Genomic DNA, 18,511 nt, shown 5'->3' with positions numbered 1-18,511 from the left:
TCTTCGGTGTCCGGTCGTCGACGGGTGGTTCGGTGGGGGTCCTCCGGCTCGGCGGGGAGCCGGACGCGGGTCGGGAAGTCGTGCGGTTGGCCAGGTCTACTTGCGGGCGGGCAGCGTACGCGAGCGACCGCGGTAGGTGGCGATGATCTCGTCGCCGCGGGTGACCGTGACGTCGTAGATGCCCGAGCGTCCCTGCTTGATGACCTCATGGCCGCGAGCGACGAGCTCTTCACCGAGGTACGTGGGTTTGAGGAAGTCGATGTCTCCGCCGGAGGCGACCGTGATCGATCCGGGATAGTTGCAGGCCATCGCGAAGGTCGTGTCGGCGAAGAGGAAGATGTAGCCGCCGTGCGTGATGTCATGGCCGTTGGTCATGATCTCGGTGACCGTCATCGAGCACTGCGCCCACCCGGGTCCGTGGTCATCGACGGTGATGCCCAAGTGCTGGGACGCTCGGTCATTGGCGAACATCGCGGCCGCACCGGTGAGCTCGGGTGAGGACGTCGTGGTCTCTGGGACCGGGGAGGACGCCTCGGTGGGGGACTCGGGGGCCGCCTCGGTGGGGGTGGGTTCGTTCGGGGTCTGCGACTCCGCGGTCGTCGTATCGTGGGCGGGCTGCCCCATGGTCGGCTCCTCCTCGAGTCGCGGGTTCGGGCGCCGGTGCACGAGGAGCGCCTGCGCCGCTGTGTGTGGACGACGGTGAGAGTTCCCCGTGATTCCGGACGGTCAGCCCGTCGGAGAATAAACGACCATCTGGTCAATAAATATCGTGCCGATCGTCTTCGGTGTCAAGTCCCGGGGTGATTCGGCCTGCGAATTGCGCACGCATCGTCAAGCCCAGGCGGGAATAGGTCACTATCGGACAGCTGCCGAGAAATATAGGTCGCTCTCGGACATTTTCCGGCGCTGAAAGTATCCGATGCTGACCTGAATTCGGCGGGCGCCGCTGAGCAGAGGGGCGATTCGGCGACGCGGCGGGGTTGAGCGGCTCTTTCGCGTGGGTGGCATTGCGCCCGGGCGAGGGGTGTGCGACACTGGTGGCAACAATACAGAACAAATGGTCAGTAAATGGATGCCCCGGACCAGAAGGCCATACGATGGTCGGACCGATTCGAGGTCGGCAGCCGCTGACCGAGGCAGGTCCTGACAAGGGCACATCCAAGGGCGGAGTGGTCATGACAACTCAAGTGAACGACAACCGGTTCGACGAGGCGCAGCTGCAGGAGCAGTTCGACGCCACGATCGAGGCCAAGGATCGGATCGAACCCCGGGACTGGATGCCCGAGGCCTACCGCAAGACGCTCATCCGCCAGGTCGCGCAGCACGCGCACTCGGAGATCATCGGCATGCAGCCCGAAGGCAACTGGATCTCCCGCGCGCCCTCCCTGCGTCGCAAGGCGATCCTGCTGGCGAAGGTCCAGGACGAAGCCGGACACGGCCTCTACCTCTACTCGGCCGCCGAAACCCTGGGCGCCACACGCAACGAGCTCACCGAGAAGCTCGTCGCCGGCAAGCAGAAGTACTCCTCGATCTTCAACTACCCGACCCTGTCCTACACCGATGTCGGCACCATCGGCTGGCTCGTCGACGGGGCGGCCATCTGCAACCAGGTGCCGCTGTGCCGGACCTCCTTCGGCCCCTACGGCCGCGCGATGATCCGCATCTGCAAGGAGGAGTCCTTCCACCAACGCCAGGGCTACGAACTGCTCATGACGATGATGCGCGGCACCGACGCCCAGCGTGAGATGGTCCAGGAATCGGTCAACCGCTTCTGGTGGCCGGCCCTGATGATGTTCGGCCCGCCCGACGACAACTCGCCGAACACCGAACAGTCGATGATCTGGGGCATCAAGACCCACACGAACGACGAGCTGCGTCAGAAGTTCGTCGACATGTCCGTCCCGCAGGCCGAAGCCCTCGGCGTGACGTTCCCTGATGAGTTCCTCAAGTGGAACGAAGAACGCGGACACTACGACTTCTCCACCCCGAACTGGGACGAGTTCTGGGCCGTCGTCAAGGGCGACGGACCCTGCAACGAACAGCGCCTGACCCACCGCAAGCGCGCCTGGGACGAGGGGGCGTGGGTGCGCGAAGCCGCGCTCGCCTTCGCCGAGAACCAGACCGCCGAGGCGGCGGCTGACGAGACTCCCGCCGCCGGCGTCGACACCACCACGCCTGAGGAGGCAGCGAAATGACCGAGACCAACCCCGGCCCCACCTCGGCGAAGGACAATTCGACTGCGGGCTCGACCCGCGGCGAATGGCCGCTGTACGAGGTCTTCGTGCGCGGCAAGCGCGGACTCAACCACGTCCACGTCGGATCCCTGCACGCCGCCGACGATCAGATGGCCGTCCACCACGCCCGCGACGTCTACACCCGACGCAACGAAGGCGTGAGCATCTGGGTCGTCCGCGCCTCCGACATCACGGCCTCGAGCCCGGACGAGAAGGACCCGATGTTCGCCCCCAGCGGCGACAAGGTCTACCGCCACCCGACCTTCTACGACATCCCCTCCGATGTCCCCCATATGTGAGAAGGGGCGAGAGATGACTGCGAACAACGAACCCACCATCCACGTCGAACACGACGAAGCCGGCACGAACGTCGAACACGGCGACCACGACAACGCGTACTCCGGACTGCTCGTCAACGACGCGAACTGGGCCTTCGGCACCGACTTCGAAGACCCCCTGGCCGGCGTCGATACGACCGTTCCCGACGGTGTTGATGCCAAGGACCTCGGGGCGTACTGCCTCATGCTCGGCGACGACGCGCTCGTGTTCAGCCAGCGGATCTCCGAATGGTGCTCGAACGCCCCAGATCTCGAAGAGGACATCGCGCTGGCGAACATCGCCCTCGACCTCCTCGGACAGGCGCGTCTCCTGCTCGCCCGCGCCGCAGCCGCCGATCCGCAGCTCGTGCCCGAACTGCCCGCCGGCTCCCCGGTCCCCGATGAAGACCGGCTCGCGTACTTCCGCAACGACCTGGACTTCCGCAACGTCCGCCTGGCCGAGGTGCCGGGCGGCGACTTCGCCGAGGCGGTCGCGAAGATCCTCATCTACTCCACGTGGCGCCTGTCGATCTTCGAACGACTCTCGAGCAGCCGCGACACCGTGCTCGCGGCCATCGCGGCCAAGGGTGTGAAGGAGATGTCCTACCACCGCGACTTCGCCGGACGCTGGGTCGTGACCCTGGCCCGCGGGACCGAGGAATCGCGATCCCGCCTGGTCACCGCACTGAACGGCCTGTGGCCGCTGTGGTCCGAACTCTTCGAGACCCACCCGGTCGAGACTGCCGTGGCCGAAGCCGGAATCGGCGTCGACCCCGCGACGGTGGCCGACGAGGCATCCGTCATCCTCGACCAGGTGTTCGCCGCGGCCGGAATCGACCGGCCCGAACGCGGCGGTCTGGCCGGAGTCGGCGTCCACGGCGGCAAGGGCCGCGACGGACTCCACACCGAGGCCCTGTCGAAGCTGCTCGCCGAGATGCAGGTCGTCGCCCGCGAGCACCCGGAGGGGCAGTGGTGACCGCCATGCTCGAGACCTCCCCGACCGACACCCGCCCGGAAGGCACCACCGACACCGCACCAGTCACCGACGCCGAGGCGATCGACCGTGCCTGGGCCGCCGCCGAACGCGTGACCGACCCCGAGATGCCGATGCTCACCCTCCTCGATCTCGGGGTGCTGCGCGACGTCACGATCGAGAACGGCCACGTTGTCACCATCATCACCCCCACCTATTCGGGCTGCCCGGCGATGGCGACGATGCGCGATGACCTGCAGCGCGAACTCCTCGAGGCCGGATTCCCCGATGCCGAGGTGCGCGTGTCCCTGACCCCTGCCTGGACGAGCGACTGGATCACCGAACGCGGGAAGAAAGCCCTCAAGGACGCCGGAATCTCCCCACCCGGAGCCGCACCGCGCAACTCCGGCCCGGTGGCGCTGACCCTCATGCCCACCCGCCGCGCCGTGACCTGCGTGCTGTGCGGATCCGACGACGTCAGGCTGTCCTCGGAGTTCGGCGCAACCGCATGCAAGGCGATGTACCAGTGCAACGACTGCCTCGAACCGTTCGACCATGTGAAGGAGATCTGATGACTCAGACGATCGATCACACCGCCGAGGCGGCCCCCGCCACCGAGCCTGCCGACGGATTCTCCCGGTCGGCCTTCTACCCGCTGACCGTGAAATCCGTCGACCACCTCACCGAGGATTCGGCCGCCGTGACCTTCGACGTGCCCGGCGAATACAGCGAACTCTTCGACTTCGCGGCAGGACAGTCCCTGACCCTGCGCCGCATCATCGACGGCGCCGAGCACCGCCGCACCTATTCGATCTGCGCCCCGGCCGGAACCGCCCCGCGCATCGGTGTGCGCGAAGTCCCCGAAGGACTCTTCTCCCTGTGGCTGGTGCGCGAGGTCCGTCCCGGTGACGTCATCGAGGTGCAGCCTCCCTCGGGCAGCTTCCGCGCCGATGCCTCCGCCGGCGGCAGGCACCTGTGCATCGCCGCAGGCTCGGGAATCACCCCGATGCTCTCCATCGCCTCGACCGTCCTGTCGAACCCCGACGCCTCGGTGACTCTGCTCTACGGCAACCGGCACACGAACACCGTGATGTTCGCCGAGGAGCTCGCCGACCTCAAGGACGCCCGCAACCAGCAGCTCGACCTCGTCCACGTGCTCTCCCGCGAACCCCGCGATGTGGAGCTCTTCTCCGGTCGTCTCGACGAGGAGAAGCTGCGGGACCTGCTCACCGCCATCGTCCCGATCGGCAGCATGGACCATGTGTGGCTGTGCGGACCCTTCGGCATGCTCGAAGACGCCCGCAAGGTGCTCGCCGAATTCGACGTGCCGAAGGAGAGGATCCACTTCGAACTCTTCTACGTCGACGAACCCCCACCGGAAGTCGTCCACGCGGACAAGGTCATCGAGGGAGCCACCAGCGACGTCACCGTCATCCTCGACGGCAAACGCTCCACCTCGGCGATGTCGCAGGGCAAGACCATCCTCGACTCCGCACAGGAATCCCGGTCCGATCTGCCGTTCGCCTGCAAGGGCGGGGTGTGCGGAACCTGCCGCGCGAAGATCTGCGGCGGTGAGGTCAACATGGTCCGCAACTACGCTCTCGAGGACGCCGAGGTCGAGGCGAACTTCGTCCTCACCTGCCAGACGTTCCCCGTCAGCGACGAAGTCACCGTCGACTTCGACTCGTAAGCGGCCCGAACCCAACCGGGCGCTAGCCCGCACACCAACGGGTGCAAGCCCGTACCATGTCACCTACCCGAACTCGTCAGCGAGGAGACCCATGCCCGAGGCATTCATTCTGGACGGACTGCGCACCCCCATCGGACGCTACGGGGGTGCACTGGCCGACCAGCGGCCCGATGACCTCGTGGCTGCCACGATGAAGACCGTCGTCGAGCGGGCGGGCATCGACCCGACCGATATCGACGAGGTCATCCTCGGCTCGGCGAACCAGGCCGGTGAGGACAACCGGAACATCGCCCGCATGGCCGTGCTCCTGGCCGGACTGCCCGAATCCGTGCCCGGGTTCACCGTCAACCGTCTGTGCGCCTCGGGGATGACCGCGATCACGACGGCCCGGGCGATGATCGCCGCCGGAGACGCCGATGTGGTCGTGGCCGGCGGTGTCGAATCGATGACCCGCGCCCCGTGGGTGAGCGAGAAGCCCTCGCGTGCGTGGTCGAAGCCGGGCCGGACCTGGGACACCTCCATCGGCTGGCGGTTCACGAACCCCGCCTTCGGTGAGGACGTGACCCTGTCGATGCCGCAGACGGCCGAACGCGTCGCCGAGAAGTGGCAGCTGAGCCGCGAGGCCCTCGACGAATTCGCCTACCGGTCGCATCAGTTGGCCCTGGCCGCGCAGAAGGTCGGCAGCTTCGAGCGTGAGATCCTGCCCGTCGGCGAGGTCACCGCCGATGAGGGACCACGCGATTCGACGCTGGAGAAGCTCGGCAAGCTGCGTCCCATCCACGGACCCGGCGGGGTCATCACCGCCGGGAACTCCTCATCGCTCAATGACGGTGCCGCCGTCGTCGTGCTCGTATCCGAGGACTATGCGAACAAGCACGGACTGAGCCCGCGCGCCCGGGTCGTCGCCGGAGCCAATGCCGGTGTGTCCCCGGAGATCATGGGCATCGGCCCCGTCCCCGCGACCCGCAAGGTGCTCGAACGCACCGGCTGGAGCGTTGATGACCTCGAGGCCGTCGAACTCAATGAGGCCTTCGCCTCCCAGTCACTGGCGTGCATGGGCGACCTCGGGCTCGACCCGGAGACCGTCAACGGATTCGGCGGAGCGATCGCTCTGGGCCACCCGCTGGGCTGCTCCGGGACCCGCATCACCCTGACCCTGCTCAACCGTCTGGAGCAGGCCGGGGCGACGAAGGGCCTGGCGACCATGTGCGTGGGCGTCGGCCAGGGTTCGGCGCTGCTGCTGGAGCGCGTGTGAGTGCCGGCGGCACCGGCGGCGTGAACGGCGGCACCGGCGTGAACGATTCCGCCTCCCCGCTGCTCATCGAACGCCACCCCGACCGGACGATCATCCGGCTCAACCGACCCGAGGTCCGCAACGCCATCGACCAGTCGATGGTCGATGCCCTCCACGCCGTGTGTGCTGAACTCGAGGCCGAACCGAAGGTTGCGATCCTCACCGGCACCTCCGGCATCTTCGCCGCCGGGGCCGACATCTCGCAGCTGCGCAATCGTCGCCGCGATGATGCCCTGGCCGGGATCAACTCGAAGATCTTCTCCCGCATCCAGGAGCTGCCGATGCCGGTCATCGCGCTGATCGACGGATTCGCGCTGGGCGGCGGAGCCGAGCTCGCCTTCGCCGCGGACTTCCGCATCGGCACCCCGTCGACGAAGATCGGCAACCCGGAGACCGGTCTGGGCATCCTCGCCGCAGCCGGAGCCGCGTGGCGCCTGCGCGAACTCGTCGGCGAACCCCGCGCCAAGGAGATCCTGCTGGCCGGACGGACCCTGCAGGCCGATGAAGCCAAGGCCATCGGTCTGCTGGGCGACGTCGTCGACCCCGAGGACCTCGAACTCGCCGGTCAGGCGCTGGCCGATCGGATTGCGAGCTTCGCACCCCTGGCCGTGCGCCTGAGCAAGTCGGCGTTCCACGCCCCGAGAGAGGCCCATCCCCTCATCGACAATGTGGCCCAGGCGGTCCTGTTCGAAACCGACGAGAAGTTCGCCCGCATGGACGCGTTCCTGTCCAAACGCGAGGCCAAGAAGGCGAAGAAGGCCGCCGAACAGGCGGCGAAGGAAGGCGACAACACATGAGCGACACCACAATCACCCCCACCGAGGCAGCCGGTACCACCGCCCGCGTCCCCGACGTCGTCGGCGTCTTCGGCGGCGGTCGGATGGGGGCGGGAATCGCGCATGCCTTCGCCACCGCCGGAGCCCGCGTCATCGTCATCGAGAACACCGACGACACTGTGGCCGCCGCCAGGCAGCGCATCGACGCATCTACGAGTAAGTCGGCGTCCAAAGGCATCGAGGTGCCCGGAACCGTCATCGTCGACCGCGACCCGACCCTGCTCGACGAGGCCCTCCTCGTCGTCGAAGCCGTGCCCGAGATCGTCGAACTCAAACAGGAGGTGCTCGCGACCATCGCGAAGCACGCTCCCGCCGCGAGCATCGGGACGAACACCTCGGCGCTGTCGATCGACGAGCTCGCCGCGGCCCTGCCGCGTCCGCAGGCGCTCATCGGACTGCACTTCTTCAACCCGGTGCCCGTGTCCGAACTCGTCGAGGTCGTCGTCGGCACCCACACCGAACCGACGCTCGTCGACGTCGCCAAGGACTGGGTGACGGGACTGGGGAAGACGGCGATCACGGTGAAGGACTCGCCCGGATTTGCCTCCTCCCGCCTCGGCGTGGCTCTCGCTCTGGAGGCGATGCGGATGGTCGAAGACGGCGTCGCCAGTGCCGAAGACATCGACCGGGCCATGACTCTGGGCTACCGGCATCCGGCCGGGCCGCTGAGGACGACGGACATCGTCGGCCTCGATGTGCGCCTCGGCATCGCCGAGCACCTCGCCGAAGAGATCGGCGAGCGTTTCACACCCCCGCAGATACTGACGGACAAGGTCGCCGCCGGCGAACTCGGCCGCAAGTCCGGGCAGGGTTTCTACACCTGGTGACATCCCCGCAACACGGACACGCAAAGGAGCATCCATGACCGAGATCCAGCTGAAGAACCGCGGCCCGATCGCCGAGATCGTCCTCGACGGACCCGACTCCCGCAACGCCCTCGACGCGGACAACCTGCGCGATATCGCCGCCGCCGTGGCCAAGGTCGCCGAGGCGGTCCCGAACGTCCGCGCGCTCGTCATCCGCGGGGAGGGCAAGGTCTTCTGCTCCGGCCGTGACATCGCGAACGTCGACGTCGAGACCGACGATGCCCACGCCTTCCTCGCCGAGATCTTCGCCCCCGTCTTCCAGGCGATCCGGGCGCTGCCGATCCCCGTGATCGCGCAGGTCCAGGGGGCGGCACTCGGGCTCGGGTACGGAGTGGCCGCGGCCGCCGACATCATCGTCGCCGCCGAGGACGCGAAGTTCGGATCCCCGTTCGCCGCGATCGGTGCGATGCTCGATTCCGGTGCCCACCATGTGTTCCTCGACCGGGTCGGCTACCACCGGACCATGGACCTCATCATCACCGGAGACTTCATGACCGGCGCCGAGGCGGCCGCCACCGGGATCGTCTCCCGTGCGGTCCCAGCCGCGGAACTGACCGACTTCGTCGAATCGAAGCTGGAGAAGATCGTCACCGGACCGGCCGAGGCCTTCGCCATGGAGAAGGGCTTCGTGCAGAAGCTCGCCGACGAACGTCCGAACCTCGCCGAGGTGCTGGCCCAAGAGGCGGCCCTGCAGGAATCGGCGCGGCAGACCCCGGACTATGCCGAAGGGTTCAGGGCCTTCCAGGAGAGGCGGAAGCCGAACTTCGAATGAGGTTCGGGCAGCGTCGAGTCAGGACTCCTGGGCCGGTGATGCGTCAGGACGGTCGTCCGTGGTGTGGTCGCTCGGGTGGTCTTCTGCATGGCTCGCCGACCGCCAGCGTTTGAGTGTGATGAGCGTGAGGACGATGACCAGCGCCCATGAGATGCCCACCACTGTCCCGGTGAGGACGCCGGGATCTCCGATGAACGCCCCGACGGCGACGAGGGAGAGCTGACCGGGCAGCGACGACACAGCGGTAGCGAAGAGGAACGTGCGGTTGTCGATGCCCAGTGCCCCGCTGCCGTAGTTGACCGGCCAATACGGGAGCCCTGGCAAGAGGCGCAGGGCGCACACTGCGTAGAAGCCGCCGCCGGTGAGCTTGGATTCGATCGTCTCGGCATGGGAGCCGAGCAGCCGCAGCACGGTGTCCCGGCCGAGCGCCCGAGCGATCCAGTACCCGATCCAACAGCCCGCGACGACGCCGATCATCGACAGCAGGGTGCCGAAGCCGACCCCGAAGATCAGGCCGCCGGCAGTGGCCATGATCGTCACGGGAATCGGTGTGGCGGCGACGCCCATGTAGATGAGGATGAAGACGGCGAAGCCCCAGAATCCGGCTGCCGCGATGTCGTTCTGCAGCACATCGACCGAAGGCAGGCGGACGTTGAAGACCGCCCACACTCCTGCCAGCAGGGCGAGAGCGAGGGCGATATTGCGCAGGATCGTCGGCCAGTCGAGGCGCTCCCGGCCCAGCCGGGGGCGGGGCGACCGCTCTAAGGGCGAGGCGTCTTCGTGTCCGGGCATGGCCCGATCTTACGTCTCGCTCGCGGCGGTCGGGCAATCTCCGCGTCAGGCCGCGGGACCCTCGGTCAGGGTCACCTCGGCGGTGTGGGTCTGACCGTCGGTGCCTGTCCACGTCACGGACACGGTGTCTCCGGGCTTGTGCTCGGCGATGGCCTCGGACAACGAGTTGCCGTCGGTGACCTGGGTCGAGCCGATCTTCGTGATCGTGTCGCCGGCGGTCAGTCCCGCCTCGGCGGCCGGAGTGTCCTCGTAGACTCCCGCGACGACGGCACCTGCGGTCTGCGACGATGAGTTCGACTGGCCGTTCGAGCTGCCGTCTCCCGGCTGGATCGACTGGCTGCCCTGACCTGACTGGCCCGACTGTCCGCTCTGCGAATCCTGCTGGACTCCGATGCCGAGGAACGCCGGATAGCCGAGCGTGTTCGTGGCTGTCTGCTGTCCGTTGATGATCGATTCGGCGGTCGTCAGCGCCGACTCGATGGGAATGGCGTAGCCGGTGACCACGGCACTGCCGGAGGAAGCAGCGGTGTTCATGCCGACGACCTCGCCTTCGTCATCGAGCAGCGCACCGCCGGAATCCCCGGAGACGATATCGGCCTGGACTTCGATCATGTCTCCCAGAGTCTCCGAGTCTTTGGAGCCCTGTGCGGTGGTGGTGACCGAAGCGCCGAGGTCGGTGACCGATCCGTCGGCGGCCTGCAGCACTCCGCCGCCCTCGGAGTTGCCGACGGCGGTGACGTCGTCGCCGACCGAGACGGAGTCGTCGTCGATCGTCGCCGTCTGCAGGTCCGAGGCGTCCTTGAGCTTGAGCACGGCCACGTCCTTCGTCGAATCCGAACCGACGACGGAAGCCTCGTAGGTCTTGCCGGTCGTGGCGACGGTGACGGAGATCTTCGTCGAATCGGCGATGACGTGGTTGTTCGTCAGCACCAGACCGTCCTTGCTCAGTACGATGCCGGTGCCGGCCGTCTCGGCGTTCTCATAGCCGAGCTGGGTGTCGATGAGGACGACGCCGGTCGACTCCTTCGCACCCGCCGGACTGGCCTCCTGCTGGGACGAACCGTCACCGCCCTGCCCGGTGTCAGGCGACTGCGAGCCGCCGCCCGGCGTGGTGCCTCCGGAGTATCCGCCCTGGCTGCCTCCCTGGCCGCTGCTGCCTCCCTGGCTGGGGTCGGTCGGCTGCCCGATGAAGGGGATGGCCGACTGGGTGGTCCCGGCCGCGACCGTGCGGGCATGGCCGGCGGCAGCGGCCGACAGGCCGGCTGCGGATCCGATGCTCAGCGCCAGGGCCGCGGCGGCTCCGGTGACGGCCATGGCGAGTCGACGCCTGCGGGGACGGGATCGGGTGGCGGCTGTCGCCGTCGTCTCGGTGCCGATTGTGTTCTCACCGTTGTGCCCAGCGCCGGTCGCCGTCTGTGCTGACCTCATGCGCCTCGACTCGTTCATGGTCGTGCCTTTCTGTGCTGAGGAGGAGTTCCTGATGACTCCTATTCAGCACCCGCACGCTGTGGCTGGGCTGTGGCGCGGCTGAGGCAAGGCTTCGATTCTGTGGGCCCGCGATGACAACGGCGGGTTCGCGGCTGCGTCGGGGCCGCCTCGGCGAGGGGGTCAGCCGGTGAAGATTGCGACGGCCTTGATCACGGTCAGGGACAGGCCCCAGAGGAGGCCGCCGACCACGACGACGGTGAGGACGGAGCCGACGGACTTGTAGGCGCCGCCGACCGGCGACTGCGGGGAGCCGGAGTCGGGAACGTGGGCGACGGAGGTGGACTCGTTCATGATCTGTTCCTTCCTTCAGTTCTCTTCGAGGGCGGCGGCCTGTTTGGCGGCGACGACCTCTTCGCGTTCGAAGTGCTTCTCGCTGACCGGGCGGATGAGGGCATTGGCGATGAAGCCGATGACCAACGCGCCGACCATGATGAACATTCCCGGAGTGTAGAGGGCGGGGCCTTCCTTCCCTGCCGCTTCTCCCGCCTCGACGACGGAGTTGACGATGAGCGGACCGGCCACACCGGCGGCCGACCAGGCGGTGAGCAGGGCGCCGTGGATGGCTCCGACCTGGTAGACGCCGAAGAGGTCCTTGAGGTAGGCGGGCACGGTGGCGAATCCGCCGCCGTAGAAGGAGATGATGACCAGTGTGGCCAGCACGAAGAGGATGAGCGAATCGCCGCCGAAGAGCGCCACGAGGAGGTAGAGGAGCGCTCCGACGCCGAGGTAGAGCATGTAGTTGTTCTTCCGGCCGAGGTAGTCCGACGTCGTCGACCAGATGAATCGTCCGCCCATGTTGCCGATGGAGAGCAGGCCGACGAAGCCGGCGGCCGCGGCGGCGGTGATGCCGAAGTAGGACTGGATCATCGGGGCGGCATTCTCGAGGATGCCGATGCCCGCGGTGACGTTGAGGAAGAGGACGGCCCACAGCAGCCAGAACTGCGGTGTGCGGATGGCGTTGCGGACAGAGACGTTGCCCTTCGTCTGCATCGGCTTCGCCTTGACCTTCGCCGGGTCGAAGCCCTTCGGGGCCCAATCGGGGTGGGGGACGCGGATGACGAAGGCGCCGGCGGCGATGACCACGGCGTAGACGATGCCGAGGGTGACGAAGGTCGGGGTCAGGCCCGCGACGAGGTGTTCGGGATCGGCACCGCCGCCGTAGAGGGCCATGAGCTGGTTCGACATCGGGCTGGCGATGAGCGCTCCGCCGCCGAAGCCCATGATGGCCAGTCCCGTGGCCAGGCCGGGGCGGTCCGGGAACCATTTCATCAGGGTCGAGACCGGGGAGATGTAGCCGATGCCCAGACCGATGCCGCCGATGACTCCGTAGCCGAGGTAGACCAGCCACAGCTGACCGGCGACGATGCCGAGCGAGGCGATGAAGAAGCCGACGACCCAGCAGGTTCCGGCGGCGACCATCGAGGCGCGGGGGCCGTTCTTCTCCACCCAGGGGCCGAAGACGGCCGAAGATATACCGAGCATGAGGATCGCGATCGAGAAGATCCAGCCGATCGCGACCTCACCGGAGTCGAAGTGGGACATGAACGGGATCTTGAAGACGCTGAATGCGTAGACCTGGCCGATGCACAGGTGGATGGCCAGAGCGGCCGGTGGGATCAGCCACCGGTTGAAGTTCTTCGGCGCGACGATCGCCGAGCGTGTGAGAATGGAAGCCACGGGAAGTCCTTTTCTGCGATGAAACTCGTGTCACCGTCGACACTGGTCAGCGGACGGAACGTGCGACCGGCGGTCAGCCGACCGACCGGATAGTCCACCTCAGGGTAAGTTTTATACAAAAAAATGCGAGGAACGCTCGGCTTTTTCTTGAGAAAAGGCGGCAGTTTCTTGCCAAATGGGATGGAATCCGTGGCGTTCGGGCCTCAGAGGTGGATCGTGACGTCGGCCTGTTTGCGCAGCTTCTTCGCGTACTTCTGAGTCGCCTCCTGGGACTTCTGCTGCTTGACCTGCTTCTTGAGCTGGGGGCGCATGTCCTCGATCGGCGGCATCTCCTGCTGTTGTCCGCCCTGCGCAGCCATCTGCTCCTGCTGGGTCTTCGCCTGTTCGTAGGCCTGGCCGATCTCTTCGCCGGTGACTTCGAACTCACCGTATTCGTCCTCGATGAGGCCTTCGATCTTCAGCTGGTTGGCAAGCTCCGAGCGGACCTTCTGCTCATCCATGCCCTGGTCCTTCATGGCCTTGAGGAAGTCCTTCTCGCTCATCTGCCCCGATTTCGCGGACTCCTTGAGCCCCTTGTCGATGTCCTTGTCCGTGACGTCGATCTTGCGCTTGTCGGCTTCCTGGACGAGGACTTCGGTGCTCACGAGGTTCTCAGCGGTCTGCTTCTTCAGGCCCGTCTCATCGACCGGCTGGCCGGACTGCTGGGCCTGCATCTGCATCTGCTGGTACTGGGTTTCGAAGAGGGGGACGAACTCGTCCTTCGTGATCGTCTTGCCGTTGACCTCGGCGACCACGTCGGGGATGTCCTTCGTGTTCGGTTTGCCCTGCTGGCCCTGTTGGTCCTGGGCGGAGTCGGCGCCGGGCGACTGTTCGGCTGCGGCCGAGGAGTCCTTCGGCGATGCTTCGTCATCCTGACTTCCGCAGGCGGCCAACGCCACCACGGAAACGGACATGGCCAGGCCCAGCAGCCACCGGTTCGTTCGCACATTCACTCCTGCTCATCGGTTTCAGCCTGCCAGGCTAACAGGGCCGACTCCCCGAAGAATGTGTGGAGTATGTGCGTCACTTGGCAAGGGTGGTTGCGGTAGGTGGATTCGGGTACACTGCGGCTACCGGAATCGCGTGGAGCACAGTCCGTGCCATCCGCAGCGAAGGGAGCCAAGCATGGAATCGACGTTTCGCGGGGTGTTCCTCACCTGCACCGACGCCGAGGCGACCGCCGCCTTCTATCGCGAGATCGCAGGGCTGCCGCTGACGACCGAGGGTGATGAGGAGTACACGTATTTCACTGCCGAGGCCGGGGGAGTGCAGGTGGCGCTGCATTCGGCCGAGGCCTTCGCTGACTATGCGTTCCCGCCTGTAGCCGAGTCGAATCTCACGCACCTGTACTTCCGGATCCCGGATCAGGCGGAGTTCCTGACGCGGATCAGACACGCGGGCACCCCGCTTGTGGCCGTCGACGACGTCGTCGTCACGGTCGAGGACCCCGACGGTCGGAAGGTCATGTTCGGCACGGCGTGAGGATTGGTCAGTTCGGTCCAGGGTGTCCGCGACCCTGCCACACCGGATAGGTGAACATCCGATACTCATCGACGAGACCGGCAAAAAGGGTGCGTCGACCACCGGAGGGCATAGATTGGTAACAGCAGCCGACCGGAACCGGTCGAACCGAACCGCACGCCACCCATACGATGAGGAGCCCCATGACCACCCCAGATTTCCGCACCGAAGCTCAGGGCCACCTCGGCGATCTCATTGCCCTGCGACGGAAGCTGCACGCGAACCCCGAACTCGGGTTCGACCTTCCCTTCACGCAGCGGACGGTGCTCGATGAGCTCGCCGGGCTGGGACTTGAGATCACCACGGGGGAGTCGCTCACCTCGGTGGTGGCCGTCCTCAAGGGCGGGAAGCCCGGTCCCGCGGTGCTGCTGCGCGGGGATATGGACGCGCTGCCGGTCGTCGAGGACACCGGCCTGGACTTCGCGTCGACGAATGGGAACATGCACGCGTGCGGACACGACCTGCACACGGCGGGACTCGTCGGTGCCGCCCGCCTGCTCGCCGCTCACCGGGAGGAGATTCCCGGGTCGATCATCTTCATGTTCCAGCCCGCCGAGGAGGTCGAGGGCGGGGCCGAGCCGATGATCGCCGAGGGGGTGCTCGAGGCCGCCGGCGTCCCCGTCGTCGCGGCCTTCGGCATCCACGTCGAAGCCGATGTGCGGGGTCGCTTCACGACGAAGGGCGGGCCGCTCATGGCCGGGTTCGCCGATCTCACCCTGACCATCCACGGGGCCGGCGGGCACAGCAGCCAACCGCAGGCGACCCGCGACCCCGTGCCGGCGCTCGCCGAGGTGGTGCTGGCCCTGAATACGATGACCGGCAGGTCCTTCGACATCTTCGACCCTGTCGTCGTCTCGGTCACGCAGCTCGAAGCCGCGCAGGCCAGCAACGTCATTCCGGACTCGGCGAAGCTCACCGCCTCCATCCGGTTCCTCTCCGCCGAGTCTCTGGCACTGCTGCAGGAGCGGGTGACGGAGATCGGTGAGAACGTCGCCCGGGCGCACCGGTGCACCGCCGAGGTCGACTTCCAGGTGGGATTCCCCGTGACCGTGAACAACCCGGATGAGTCAGCGGTCGCGCTCGAACGGTTGGGCTCGGTCTTCGGTGCCGAGCGGGTCGTCGAGATGGAGCATCCGCGGATGGGGTCGGAGGACTTCTCCTTCGTGCTCGAGAGAGTGCCGGGCACGTTTGTGTTCCTCGGCGCGACGCCCGAAGGCATCGACCCGGACGCCGAGACGAACCATTCGCCCAGGGTGGTCTTCGACGACGGTCTGCTCGGCGATCAGGCTGCGGCGCTCGCCCACCTGGCGTTTGCGCGGCTGGAAGATGAGGAGCGGGGCTGATGGCCGGCTGTGGTCGCAAGAATAGGTCGTAACCGGATACTTTCAGGGCCTCCTGAGTATCCGGTTACGACCTGAATTTCGGCTCGCACTATCCGATTGCGACCACTGTTCGCAGAACAGCCCGTGGAACGAGCCTCAGGCGGAGATGAGGCCGTGGGGGTCGAGGACGAACTTCTTCGCCACACCCGAGTCGAAGTCGGCATAGCCCTGTGGGGCGTCCTCGAGGCGGATCGGTGTCGCATTGACGTTCTTCGCGATCGAGACCTTGTCGTGGAGGATCGCCTGCATCAGTCCCCGGTTGTACTTCATCACCGGGCACTGGCCGGTGACGAACACATGCGACTTCGCGAAGCCGAGGCCGAAGCGCATCGACAGCGACCCTTCCTTGGCCGCCTCGTCGGGAGCCCCCGGATCGCCGGTGACGTAGAGGCCGGGAATGCCGAGGCTGCCTCCGGCCCGGGTGATGTCCATGAGCGAATTGAGCACCGTCGCCGGCGCCTCGTGACCGGCGTCCTTGCCGTGTCCGCGAGCTTCGAAGCCGACGGCGTCGATGCCGCAGTCGACCTCGGGTTCGCCGAGGATCTGCGCGATCTGATCCTTCGGGTCGCCTTTCGACACATCGACCGTCTCGCAGCCGAATCCGCGGGCCTGGGCCAGGCGATCCTCGTTGAGGTCGCCGACGATGACACAGGCGGCACCGAGCAGCAGCGCCGAGGTGGCCGCGGCGATTCCGACCGGGCCCGCACCGGCGACGTAGACCGTCGAGCCGACACCGACGCCGGCGCTGACGGCACCGTGGAACCCGGTGGGGAAGATATCCGAGAGCATCGTGAGGTCGAGGATCTTCTCCATCGCCTGATCCTTGTCCGGGAACTTCAGGACGTTCCAGTCGGCATAGGGTACGAGCACATACTCGGCCTGTCCGCCGACCCAGCCGCCCATGTCGACGTAGCCGTACGCCGAACCCGGGCGGTCCGGATTGACGTTGAGGCAGATGCCGGTCTTGCTCTCCTTGCAGTTGCGGCAGCGGCCGCACGAGATGTTGAACGGCACCGAGACGAGGTCGCCGACCTTGACGAATTCGACGTCCCGTCCGACCTCGACGACCTCACCGGTGATCTCGTGGCCGAGCACGAGGCCCTCCGGGGCAGTCGTACGGCCCCGGACCATGTGCTGGTCGGAGCCGCAGATGTTCGTGGCCACTGTCTTGAGGATGACGCCGTGATCGACCTTGCGGCCGATATTGGCGGGGTTGACTCCAGGCCCGTCCTTGAGGACGAATTCGGGGTACTCGGTGTCGACGACCTCGACCTTCCCGGGGCCTGCATAGCTGATTGCCTTATTGCTCATCGTCGAGCCTCCATGAATGCGTGTGCGGGGGAGTTGGGCATGTGAGCGAGTCGAGAGACTGCGCTGACATATCAGTCTTTCATCAGACGTGACTGCAGTCTCGCCGCCCGCGACGGACTCTGTCAAGCCCCCGCTGGAAGAAATATCAAGCGCTTTGCATTCGTCGCCGCAGCCAGCGAAACACGCGTCAGGAATCCTCGCGCAGGCGCGTCGAGAGGATGTACTGGGACATCGTGCGCAGGTGCTGCATCGACTCTCTGACCAGGGGAGACCGGCGGCTTCCGGCCCGCACTGCGGCGATGATCTTCCTGCTCAGGCGGCCGGTTCCCGTCAGTCGGACGCGGCGGACGTTGGCCTCCCCGGCGAGGCTGGCCAGCCTGGGCAGCAGGCTGACTCCGACCCCGGCTCCGACGAGCGCTGCCGAAGTCTCCCATTCGACGGACTCATGGGCCACGGTCGGTGTGACCCCGGCCGCGGTGAACGCGGCCACGAAGAGGGCGTGGTAGGGCGAGCCCGGTCCTGCGGTGATCCACTCCTCGCCGGCCAACTCGCCCAAGGTCACCGATTCGCGGTCGGCGATCGGATGGTCGGCGGGCACCATGACGTCGAGGGGATCGTCGAGGAGGTCGATGCTCTCGAACCGGTCGTCCTCCTCGACCTGGACATTGCCCTGCATCGAGACGATGACGGCGAGGTCGATGCGCTCGGCGACGAGGAGCTCGAAGCAGCGAGTCGGGCTGGCTTCGATGACGTGGACGCTGATCCCGGGGCGAGTCGTGCGCAGCTTGGCAGCCAAAGGAGCGAGCAGGTTCGACGAGGCGGTCGAGAATCCGCCGATGCCGAAATGCGTCGGAGCCTGGTCGCCGGCTCCGAGAGCACCGGCGCGGATGTCCTCCCACGCAGCGGTCAACTCGTCGGAGCGGCGAACGAGATAGCGGCCGGTCGACGTCAATCGCAGGCCGCGTCCGTCCTTGACGAGCAGCGTCATTCCCAGGGCCTGCTGCAGCTCTCTGAGCTGGCCGGAGACCGCTGAAGGCGAGTAGCCGGTGAGCTCGGCGGTGGCGGCGACGGTGCCGCAGGCGGCGAAGGTGCGCAGCGTCGTCAGGCGCGGATCGATCATGCGCACAATTATGCAGTGAATCCGCAGAATATGTAACGAGATCTCGCTCTTTTTCTGCAGGGTTGTTCCTCGCTAGTGTCCTGCGCCGTAAATTCGTGTAAGAAGTTGTAGAATGGAGTATGCCTCGCACCGGTCGTCCGAAAGCTGAACTGATCCTCACCGATGAAGAACACCAGACGTTGACTCGCTGGTCCCGTCG

19 protein-coding genes are annotated in these 18,511 nt (G+C 66.6%); 11 read left to right on the top strand and 8 right to left on the bottom strand.

The genetic code is table 11. The annotated features are described in order from the left end of the window. Window positions 1–96: 96 nt before the first annotated feature. Window positions 97–624 (bottom strand): hydroxyphenylacetyl-CoA thioesterase PaaI, encoded by a 528-nt coding sequence (paaI, locus tag BLIN9172_RS15650; protein WP_101555875.1) that lies wholly within the window; start codon window positions 622–624, stop codon window positions 97–99. Between the two features lie 551 nt (window positions 625–1,175). Between paaI and paaA the strand changes: the two genes are divergently transcribed. The 9 genes from paaA to BLIN9172_RS15605 all read left to right on the top strand — a co-directional run bounded on the left by paaA (window position 1,176) and on the right by BLIN9172_RS15605 (window position 8,982). Further along, the gene (gene paaA, locus BLIN9172_RS15645; RefSeq protein WP_101555887.1) at window positions 1,176–2,195 is read left to right on the top strand and encodes a 1,2-phenylacetyl-CoA epoxidase subunit PaaA; all 1,020 of its coding nucleotides are present in this window, start codon (window positions 1,176–1,178) and stop codon (window positions 2,193–2,195) included. Next, complete coding sequence (gene paaB / locus BLIN9172_RS15640; RefSeq protein WP_025777409.1) at window positions 2,192–2,533, top strand: 1,2-phenylacetyl-CoA epoxidase subunit PaaB; 342 nt, start codon at window positions 2,192–2,194, stop codon at window positions 2,531–2,533. The genes paaA and paaB overlap by 4 nt, the downstream gene beginning before the upstream one ends. A 13-nt stretch (window positions 2,534–2,546) precedes the next feature. Continuing rightward, on the top strand, window positions 2,547–3,527 hold the full coding sequence (gene paaC / locus BLIN9172_RS15635) for a 1,2-phenylacetyl-CoA epoxidase subunit PaaC (RefSeq protein ID WP_101555874.1): 981 nt from the start codon (window positions 2,547–2,549) through the stop codon (window positions 3,525–3,527). Window positions 3,528–3,532: 5 nt separating this feature from the next. After that, a complete protein-coding gene (gene paaD, locus BLIN9172_RS15630; RefSeq protein WP_101555886.1) occupies window positions 3,533–4,096 on the top strand; it encodes a 1,2-phenylacetyl-CoA epoxidase subunit PaaD in 564 nt (187 codons plus the stop codon). Further along, entirely contained in the window at window positions 4,096–5,214 is a 1,119-nt protein-coding gene (gene paaE, locus BLIN9172_RS15625; protein ID WP_101555873.1) for a 1,2-phenylacetyl-CoA epoxidase subunit PaaE, read from the top strand. The genes paaD and paaE overlap by 1 nt, the downstream gene beginning before the upstream one ends. A gap of 91 nt (window positions 5,215–5,305) precedes the next feature. Further along, the gene (locus BLIN9172_RS15620; RefSeq protein ID WP_101555872.1) at window positions 5,306–6,469 is read left to right on the top strand and encodes a thiolase family protein; all 1,164 of its coding nucleotides are present in this window, start codon (window positions 5,306–5,308) and stop codon (window positions 6,467–6,469) included. Next, window positions 6,466–7,305 carry an enoyl-CoA hydratase/isomerase family protein gene (locus tag BLIN9172_RS15615; RefSeq protein ID WP_240812229.1) on the top strand — a complete coding sequence of 280 codons (840 nt, stop codon included), beginning with the start codon at window positions 6,466–6,468 and terminating at the stop codon, window positions 7,303–7,305. Before BLIN9172_RS15620 ends, BLIN9172_RS15615 begins: the two co-directional genes overlap by 4 nt. After that, window positions 7,302–8,171, top strand: coding sequence for a 3-hydroxyacyl-CoA dehydrogenase family protein (locus BLIN9172_RS15610; RefSeq protein WP_101555871.1), 870 nt, complete (start codon window positions 7,302–7,304; stop codon window positions 8,169–8,171). The genes BLIN9172_RS15615 and BLIN9172_RS15610 overlap by 4 nt, the downstream gene beginning before the upstream one ends. Window positions 8,172–8,205: 34 nt before the next feature. Then, window positions 8,206–8,982: an enoyl-CoA hydratase/isomerase family protein gene (locus BLIN9172_RS15605; protein ID WP_101555870.1), complete on the top strand. Its 777-nt coding sequence runs from the start codon at window positions 8,206–8,208 to the stop codon at window positions 8,980–8,982. Between the two features lie 18 nt (window positions 8,983–9,000). On the opposite strand, the gene BLIN9172_RS15600 is transcribed toward BLIN9172_RS15605, so the two are convergent. From BLIN9172_RS15600 to BLIN9172_RS15585, 5 genes are all read right to left on the bottom strand, one after another. After that, window positions 9,001–9,774 carry a TVP38/TMEM64 family protein gene (locus BLIN9172_RS15600; RefSeq protein ID WP_101555869.1) on the bottom strand — a complete coding sequence of 258 codons (774 nt, stop codon included), beginning with the start codon at window positions 9,772–9,774 and terminating at the stop codon, window positions 9,001–9,003. A gap of 45 nt (window positions 9,775–9,819) precedes the next feature. Beyond that, window positions 9,820–11,202 (bottom strand): S1C family serine protease, encoded by a 1,383-nt coding sequence (locus BLIN9172_RS15595; RefSeq protein ID WP_170286968.1) that lies wholly within the window; start codon window positions 11,200–11,202, stop codon window positions 9,820–9,822. A gap of 180 nt (window positions 11,203–11,382) precedes the next feature. Then, window positions 11,383–11,553 carry a hypothetical protein gene (locus tag BLIN9172_RS18225; RefSeq protein WP_170286967.1) on the bottom strand — a complete coding sequence of 57 codons (171 nt, stop codon included), beginning with the start codon at window positions 11,551–11,553 and terminating at the stop codon, window positions 11,383–11,385. Between the two features lie 15 nt (window positions 11,554–11,568). Then, window positions 11,569–12,939 (bottom strand): L-lactate MFS transporter, encoded by a 1,371-nt coding sequence (locus BLIN9172_RS15590; RefSeq protein ID WP_101555867.1) that lies wholly within the window; start codon window positions 12,937–12,939, stop codon window positions 11,569–11,571. 203 nt (window positions 12,940–13,142) lie between these two features. Further along, a complete protein-coding gene (locus tag BLIN9172_RS15585) occupies window positions 13,143–13,925 on the bottom strand; it encodes a SurA N-terminal domain-containing protein (RefSeq protein WP_257904177.1) in 783 nt (260 codons plus the stop codon). A 178-nt stretch (window positions 13,926–14,103) separates the two neighbouring features. On the opposite strand from BLIN9172_RS15585, the gene BLIN9172_RS15580 reads away from it, so the two are divergent. Then, a complete protein-coding gene (locus BLIN9172_RS15580) occupies window positions 14,104–14,460 on the top strand; it encodes a VOC family protein (protein WP_101555866.1) in 357 nt (118 codons plus the stop codon). Between the two features lie 182 nt (window positions 14,461–14,642). Next, window positions 14,643–15,842 carry a M20 metallopeptidase family protein gene (locus BLIN9172_RS15575; RefSeq protein WP_101555865.1) on the top strand — a complete coding sequence of 400 codons (1,200 nt, stop codon included), beginning with the start codon at window positions 14,643–14,645 and terminating at the stop codon, window positions 15,840–15,842. Between the two features lie 135 nt (window positions 15,843–15,977). On the opposite strand, the gene fdhA is transcribed toward BLIN9172_RS15575, so the two are convergent. Beyond that, window positions 15,978–17,192, bottom strand: coding sequence for a formaldehyde dehydrogenase, glutathione-independent (gene fdhA / locus BLIN9172_RS15570; protein ID WP_101555864.1), 1,215 nt, complete (start codon window positions 17,190–17,192; stop codon window positions 15,978–15,980). A 187-nt stretch (window positions 17,193–17,379) separates the two neighbouring features. Then, window positions 17,380–18,312: a LysR family transcriptional regulator gene (locus tag BLIN9172_RS15565; RefSeq protein ID WP_101555863.1), complete on the bottom strand. Its 933-nt coding sequence runs from the start codon at window positions 18,310–18,312 to the stop codon at window positions 17,380–17,382. Window positions 18,313–18,511: the final 199 nt, after the last annotated feature.

Source organism: Brevibacterium linens ATCC 9172, from assembly GCF_900169165.1.
GTDB classification, from domain to species: Bacteria; Actinomycetota; Actinomycetes; order Actinomycetales; family Brevibacteriaceae; genus Brevibacterium; species Brevibacterium linens.
Note: the sequence above shows the minus strand (reverse complement) of the source record. Positions and strands in the feature narration are given on the sequence as shown.